Genomic DNA, 7032 nt, shown 5'->3' with positions numbered 1-7032 from the left:
GGGCTTTATCCCGAAACCCCTGACTCCCATAAGGAGCCAGGGGTTTCTTCTTTGCGCGTGAGAAAATAAAACCGCAATGACGCTAAGGGCGCAGAGAAAAGACTTTCGAATTATCGAACTTTACCTATTCGTCTCTGATCGGCGCTCAAAAAGAAACCGTGTCGGCGACACGGCTTCTTAGGCCAGACTTCGTGCTCAGGGATCGATCTTCCGATCCCGTTGCAGCATTGTCACTGAAGCTGGGAGATGTCGCGGACGGCGCCGTGTGCCGCGCTGGTGGTCATGGCCGCGTAGGCCTTGAGCGCCGAGGAGACTGAACGCTGGCGTTTTGCGGGCTTCCAGGCATCCTTTCCTTTGACCTCCATGGCCGAGCGACGCTGGGCGATGATCTCGTCGGAGACCGCCAGATGGATGCGCCGGTTCGGGATGTCGATCTCGATGCGATCGCCTTCCTCGACCAGTCCGATGGTGCCCCCTTGGGCGGCCTCGGGCGAGGCGTGACCGATGGAGAGACCGGATGTGCCCCCGGAGAAGCGTCCGTCGGTGATGAGTGCGCATTGCTTCCCGAGCCCCTTGGACTTGAGATAGCTGGTCGGATAGAGCATTTCCTGCATGCCCGGACCGCCCTTGGGTCCTTCGTAGCGGATGAGCACGATGTCCCCGGGCTGGATGCGGTCCGAGAGAATGGCGTCGACTGCCTCCTCTTGGCTTTCGCAGATACGGGCCGGTCCGGCGAAGGTGAGGATCTCGGCGTCCACGCCGGCCGTCTTCACGATACAGCCGTCTTCGGCCAGATTGCCGAAGAGCACGGCGAGACCGCCGTCGCGGCTGTAGGCGTGCTCCAGATCGCGGATGCATCCGGATTCCCGATCGAGGTCGGGCGTTTCCCAGCGTGCGTTCTGGCTGAATGCCTCCTGGGTCGGGACGCCGCCGGGGGCGGCCAGGAAGCGCTCCTTCGCCTGCTGCGAGTCGGTCTTGGCGATGTCCCAGGTGTCGATAGCCTCGCCGACCGATGGGGCATGTATGGTTCCGCAGTCCCGGTGGAGTAGCCCGGCGCGATCCAGTTCGCCGAGGATGCCGATGACGCCTCCGGCGCGGTGCACGTCCTCCATGTGGTATTTCTGGGTGGCCGGGGCGACCTTGCACAGATTCGGCACCTTGCGGCTGAGTCGGTCGATGTCGGCCATGGTGAAGGGCACTTCGCCCTCGCGGGCGGCGGCGAGCAGGTGGAGCACGGTGTTGGTGGATCCGCCCATGGCGATATCCAGGCTCATGGCGTTCTCGAAGGCCTCGAAGGTGGCGATCGCGCGCGGCAGAACGCTGGCGTCGTCGTCCTCGTAATAGCGTTTGGCCAGGGCGACGATCAGGCGTCCGGCCTCCAGGAACAGATCCTTGCGCGCCGCATGGGTCGCCAGAAGCGAGCCGTTGCCCGGCAGGCTCAGTCCGAGCGCCTCGGTGAGACAGTTCATGGAATTGGCGGTGAACATGCCCGAGCAGGAGCCGCAGGTGGGACAGGCCGAGCGTTCGAGCTGCGCGACCGAGTCGTCGCTCTCCTTCGGATTGGCGGCGGCGATCATGGCGTCGATCAGATCGAGATGCTGTTCGTCGTTCGGGCTGATGATCTTGCCGGCCTCCATGGGGCCGCCCGAGACGAAGACGGTGGGGATGTCGAGCCGGAGCGAGGCCATCAGCATCCCGGGGGTGATCTTGTCGCAGTTGGAGATGCAGACCATGGCATCCGCGCAATGCGCGTTCACCATGTATTCCACCGAATCGGCGATGATCTCGCGCGAGGGGAGCGAATAGAGCATCCCTTCGTGCCCCATGGCGATGCCGTCGTCGATGGCGATGGTGTTGAATTCCTTCGCGACCCCGCCCGCGGCCTCGATCTCGCGCGCGACCAGCTGGCCGAGGTCCTTCAGATGGACGTGTCCGGGGACGAACTGGGTGAAGGAATTGACGACGGCGATGATGGGCTTCTCGAAGTCCGCATCCTTCATTCCGGTCGCGCGCCAGAGGGCGCGTGCGCCAGCCATGTTGCGGCCTTGGGTCGAGGTGCGAGAACGGTATTGGGGCATGGAAAGGGACCTTTCTTACTCTAATCCAAAGGTTTGAAGTATACGCCCGGCGCTCGGAGCGGACATGGTCCTGGCCGGTATCGGGAGAGATCGCGCGGGTCGGCGATGTGGCGAGGCGGTTCGGATCGTCTCGGGTTGGGCCTCGGCTCTCGCCGGAGTCTTGCAGCCCATACGGGCCACTCGACGTACAGGGTCTGTCCGGACGCCGCTGAGTCGGAAGGATGAGTCGAATCGGTGCCCGGGAAGGGCTGCGTCAGTGACGCGAGAGCAGCAGGAATTCCAGTAGCGCCTTCTGGGCATGGAGGCGGTTCTCGGCCTCGTCCCAGACGACCGACCGGGGGCCGTCGATGACCGATGCCGTGACCTCTTCACCGCGATGGGCCGGCAGGCAATGGAGGAAGACCGCATCCCGGGCCGCGCGGGCCATGACCGCATCGTCGACCTGATAGGTCGCGAAGGCCTTCTGCCGACGTGCCTGCTCCTCTTCCTGGCCCATGCTGGCCCAGACGTCGGTGGAGATCAGATGGGCGCCTGCGGCGGCCTCCTGCGGCTCGCGCACGATCTTGACGCGGTCGCCAGCGGCGGCCAACAGCTCGGCCTTGGGCTCGAAGCCCTCCGGACAGGCGACCATCAGCTCGAAATCGAACAGTTGCGCGGCCTCGATGAAGGAGTTGCACATATTGTTGCCGTCGCCGATCCAGGCCACGCGGCGCCCGCGGATGTCGCCCCGATGCTCGAAATAGGTCTGCATGTCGGCGAGCAGCTGGCAGGGATGGAGATAGTCGGTCAGTCCGTTGATCACGGGGACCTGCGAATGCGCGGCGAAGCATTCGACCGTCGCGTGATCGAAGGTCCGAATCATGACGATATCGACCATGCGCGAGATGACCCGCGCGCTGTCCTCGATCGGCTCGCCACGGCCGAGCTGAGTGTCGCGCGGAGACAGGAAGAGCGCATGTCCGCCGAGCTGCACCATCCCGGCCTCGAAGGAGACGCGGGTTCTGGTCGAGGACTTCTCGAAGATCATCGCCAGCGTGCGGTTGGTGAAGGGGCTGTAGATCTGGCCCGAGCGCTGGATGCGCTTGAGCTCGATGGCGCGGGCGATGAGGGCGCGCGCCTCGTCGGCACCGAGGTCGAGCAGACTGAGGAAGTGACGGCACTGCTTGGGTTGGGCATCCATGGAATTCATGGTCTCCGATGGGGCATCCTCAGTCGTCGGTCAGATAGTCGCGAATCAATCCGCTCAGGGTCTGAACGAGCTGATCGGCCTCGGGCTGGGCGAGAATCAGTGGTGGGAGCAGGCGGACGACGCGGTCGGCGGTGACGTTGATCAGGAGCCCGGCATCCAGCGCCGCGGGGACGAGTTCGGCACAGGGGCGGTCCAGCTCGATACCCAGCATCAGACCGCGGCCGCGTATGGATACGACGCCTTTGATCTGGCCGAGTGCTTCGTTGAAGGCGGTCAGCAGGTAGTCGCCTTGGCGTGCGGCATTCTCGATCAGTGCCTCCGACTCGAGCGTTTCCAGAACGGCTCGGCCGACACGACAGGCCAGCGGATTGCCGCCGAACGTCGACCCGTGCGTGCCTGCGGTCAGCACCTCGGCCGCCGCGCCGCGCGCCAGGCAGGCGCCGATCGGGACGCCGTTTCCGAGCCCCTTGGCGAGGGTCATGACGTCGGGGCGCGCGCCGCTGTGCTCGTGCGCGAACAGCCGGCCGGTTCGGCCCATCCCGGTCTGGATCTCGTCGTAGATGAGCAGCCAGCCCTCGCGGTCGCAGATCGCTCTCAGTCGAGCGAGATAGTCGGGCGAGGGGATGTTGATGCCGCCCTCGCCCTGGATCGGCTCGATCAGGATGGCGACGATGTTCGGCCGGTTGGTCGCGGCGATCTCGACGGCCTCGATATCGTCGTAGGGAACTCGGACGAAGCCTTGAACCAGGGGCTCGAATCCCGCCTGGACCTTGCGATTGCCGGTGGCGGACAGGGTGGCGAGCGTGCGTCCGTGGAAGCTGTGCTCGGCGACCAGGATCGCCGGATTCTCGATGCCGCGCCGATGGGCGTGGAGCCGCGCGAGCTTGATCGCGGCCTCGTTCGCCTCGGCCCCGGAATTGGCGAAGAAGACCCGGTCCATGCCCGCGCGTTCGGCCAGCATGGTGCCGAGCCGTTCCTGCTCGGCGATGCCGTAGAGGTTCGAGGTATGGATCAGCTGGCCCGCCTGAGCGCAGATCGCGTCGCGTACCGCCGGATGGGCGTGGCCGAGTCCGCACACGGCGATCCCCGAGAGTGCGTCCAGATAACGCTTCCCGTCGGTATCCCAGAGCCAGACCCCCTCACCTCGTTCGAAGGTGACGGGAAGGCGTTTGTAGGTGGCCATCAAGGGTTCGCTCATGGCGTCAAGGCCCCGAATCAAACAGCAACAAGAAAATAAAAAAGGCGGTTCCTCCGCAAGGGAAACCGCCTTTATCGTAAGGCGAAGTGTGGAAATATAACGCTAAGCGTCTAGTCGAGACAAGGGATCAGGGCCATAAACCCCTTATTTGCCCGAAAGTTTTTCGCCTGTGAATGTCATTGACCGGCAAAATTCGCCTCGACGAAGGACCAATCGATCTTGTCCCAGATGCTTTCGAGATATTTGGGACGGGCATTGCGGTAATCGATGTAATAGGCGTGTTCCCAGACATCGATCGTGAGCAGGGCGGTCTTGCCCTCGGTCATGGGCGTTCCGGCGTTCGAGGTGTTGAAGACCTCGATCGAGCCGTCCGCGTTCTTGACCAGCCAGGTCCAGCCGGAACCGAAATTGGTGGCCGCGGACTGGCTGAACGCCTTTTTGAATTCGTCGAAGGAGCCGAACGTGGCGTCGATCGCCGTTGCCAGGTCGCCGCTGGGCGCGCCGCCGCCGTTCGGGCTGAGACACTGCCAGTAGAAGCTGTGGTTCCAGACCTGTGCCGCGTTGTTGAAGAGCACGCCCGAGGATTTCATGATGATATCCGTGAGGCTCATGCTCTCGAATTCGGTTCCAGCGATCAGGTTGTTCAGATTGTTGACATAGGTCTGGTGATGCTTGCCGTAGTGGTACTCGATGGTCTCGGCCGAGATGACGGGCTCGAGCGCGTTCTTTTCGTAGGGAAGTGCCGGAAGTTCGTGCGCCATGATGTCTTCTCCTGTGATTGATGGTCGGTTGAAATCCTGGTATCGCTCGTTCGTGCAGCGATCGATGGGGAATTAGATTGGCCCGCATATGTCCATCTCAACCCATAAGGCGGCGCGGACCTCCCGCCCGAAATCGCTCGCACCATGCGGTCGAAGGCGCGATTTTGCAAGTTTCGGCCCTCTTCGGCGGGACCGATGACCCGATCTACGATCTTGAAGCGGAAGGACTTCAGCGATGAAGGTGAACCCGATCGAACTCGCCCTCTTTGCCAACCGTCTCGATGCGGTGTGCGACGAGATGGGGGCCGTGCTGAGGCAGGCGGCCTTCTCTCCCAACATCCGAGACCGGCTGGATTATTCCTGCGCCATCTTCGATCGGGATGGGCAACTGAGCGCCCAGGCGGCACACATCCCGGTCCATTTGGGCAGCATGGCCCATGCGATGGCCGCGATCGTCGCGGCCGTCGACTGGGCCGATGGCGACATGCTGGTCCTGAACGATCCCTTCTTGGGCGGCACCCACCTGCCGGACGTCACCCTGATCGCGCCCTTGTTCGCGGCGGGCGATTTGATCGCGTTCGTCGCCAATCGCGCGCATCACGCCGATATCGGAGCCGCTTCGCCGGGTTCCATGCCGGTTTCGAGCCGATTGGACGAAGAGGGTTTGGTCATCGCGCCGGTCCGTCTGGTACGCCATGGTGAGATCGATTCCGAGGTGATCGGACGCATCCTCGGGGCGACCCGCAACCCGGAGGACGCCCAGGGGGATTTCTATGCCCAAGTGAGCGCGAATCGCGCCGGCTTGGCGCGTCTGGGCGCGCTGATCGCCGAGATGGGCGCGGTCGGCTATGCCGAAATGCTCGATGCGCTGAATGCGTATGGCGAGCGCCTGGCACGCAATGCCTTGAGCGCCATCCCCACCGGTCTCTACCGTTTCGAGGATCGGATGGATGACGACGGACAGGGAACGGTGGACATCCCGATCCGTTTGGCGATGCGTGTCGATATGGGAGAGGTCTCGCTGGATTTCGGTGGGACGGCTCCTCAGGTGGCGGGCAACATCAATTGTCCGCTGGCCGTTGCAGCCGCCGCCGTACTCTACGTCTTCCGGTGTCTGATGCCCCATCAGACGCCCGCCTGCGCCGGCAGCTTCCGCCCCATTCGGCTGGCCGTACCTGAGGGCTGCTTCCTCAATGCCAGGCGTCCGGCCGCGGTCGCTGCCGGCAATGTCGAGACCAGCTCGCGCATCGTCGATGTGGTCATGGGGGCCTTGGCTCAGGCGATCCCCGAGGCCATCCCCGCGGCCAGTCACGGCAGCATGAACAATCTCGCCATGGGGTCTGCCGAACCCGGGTCTGCCTGGGACTATTATGAGACGATGGGCGGCGGCATGGGTGCTGGCCCCCTCGGCGGGGGCTGGAGCGGGGTGCAGTCGCACATGACCAATACGCTCAATACCCCCGTCGAGGTCGTCGAATCCCGTTTCCCGATTCGTATCCAGCATTACGGATTGCGCTCCGGCTCTGGCGGTCGCGGGCGTCGCAACGGCGGCGAGGGCCTGGTTCGGTCCTTTCGTTTCCTGGCCCCTGCCCAGGTCACCCTCTTGACCGAGCGGCGCCGGTTCGCCCCTTGGGGGATCGCTGGCGGCCTTGCCGGGGCGGCCGGTCACAATCGGCTCAACGGGCAGGATTTGGCACCCAAGGTCGGTTTGGCGGTCGAAACCGGCGATCTGCTCTGTGTCGAGACCCCGGGTGGGGGCGGCTGGGGCGGCGATTTCCCCGAGCCGATGACTTGAGTCGGCGAGGA

General features: G+C 64.0%; 5 protein-coding genes. 1 reads left to right on the top strand and 4 read right to left on the bottom strand.

Going from position 1 to position 7032, the window contains the following annotated elements; genetic code table 11:
• Positions 1-230: 230 nt before the first annotated feature.
• From ilvD to D779_RS11110, 4 genes are all read right to left on the bottom strand, one after another.
• Positions 231-2078, bottom strand: a complete 1848-nt coding sequence (ilvD, locus tag D779_RS11125; protein WP_043753819.1) for a dihydroxy-acid dehydratase — start codon at positions 2076-2078, stop codon at positions 231-233.
• Positions 2079-2331: 253 nt separating this feature from the next.
• The gene (gene argF / locus D779_RS11120) at positions 2332-3258 is read right to left on the bottom strand and encodes an ornithine carbamoyltransferase (protein ID WP_198295706.1); all 927 of its coding nucleotides are present in this window, start codon (positions 3256-3258) and stop codon (positions 2332-2334) included.
• Between the two features lie 28 nt (positions 3259-3286).
• Positions 3287-4465, bottom strand: coding sequence for an aspartate aminotransferase family protein (locus D779_RS11115; protein ID WP_043753812.1), 1179 nt, complete (start codon positions 4463-4465; stop codon positions 3287-3289).
• 176 nt (positions 4466-4641) lie between these two features.
• The gene (locus D779_RS11110; protein WP_043753809.1) at positions 4642-5226 is read right to left on the bottom strand and encodes a superoxide dismutase; all 585 of its coding nucleotides are present in this window, start codon (positions 5224-5226) and stop codon (positions 4642-4644) included.
• Between the two features lie 235 nt (positions 5227-5461).
• On the opposite strand from D779_RS11110, the gene D779_RS11105 reads away from it, so the two are divergent.
• Positions 5462-7021 (top strand): hydantoinase B/oxoprolinase family protein, encoded by a 1560-nt coding sequence (locus D779_RS11105; RefSeq protein ID WP_043753806.1) that lies wholly within the window; start codon positions 5462-5464, stop codon positions 7019-7021.
• Positions 7022-7032 lie beyond the last annotated feature (11 nt).

It is taken from the genome of Imhoffiella purpurea (genome assembly GCF_000585215.1).
Taxonomy (GTDB): domain Bacteria; phylum Pseudomonadota; class Gammaproteobacteria; order Chromatiales; family Chromatiaceae; genus Imhoffiella; species Imhoffiella purpurea.
This window is presented reverse-complemented; position numbering and strand designations above follow the sequence as displayed.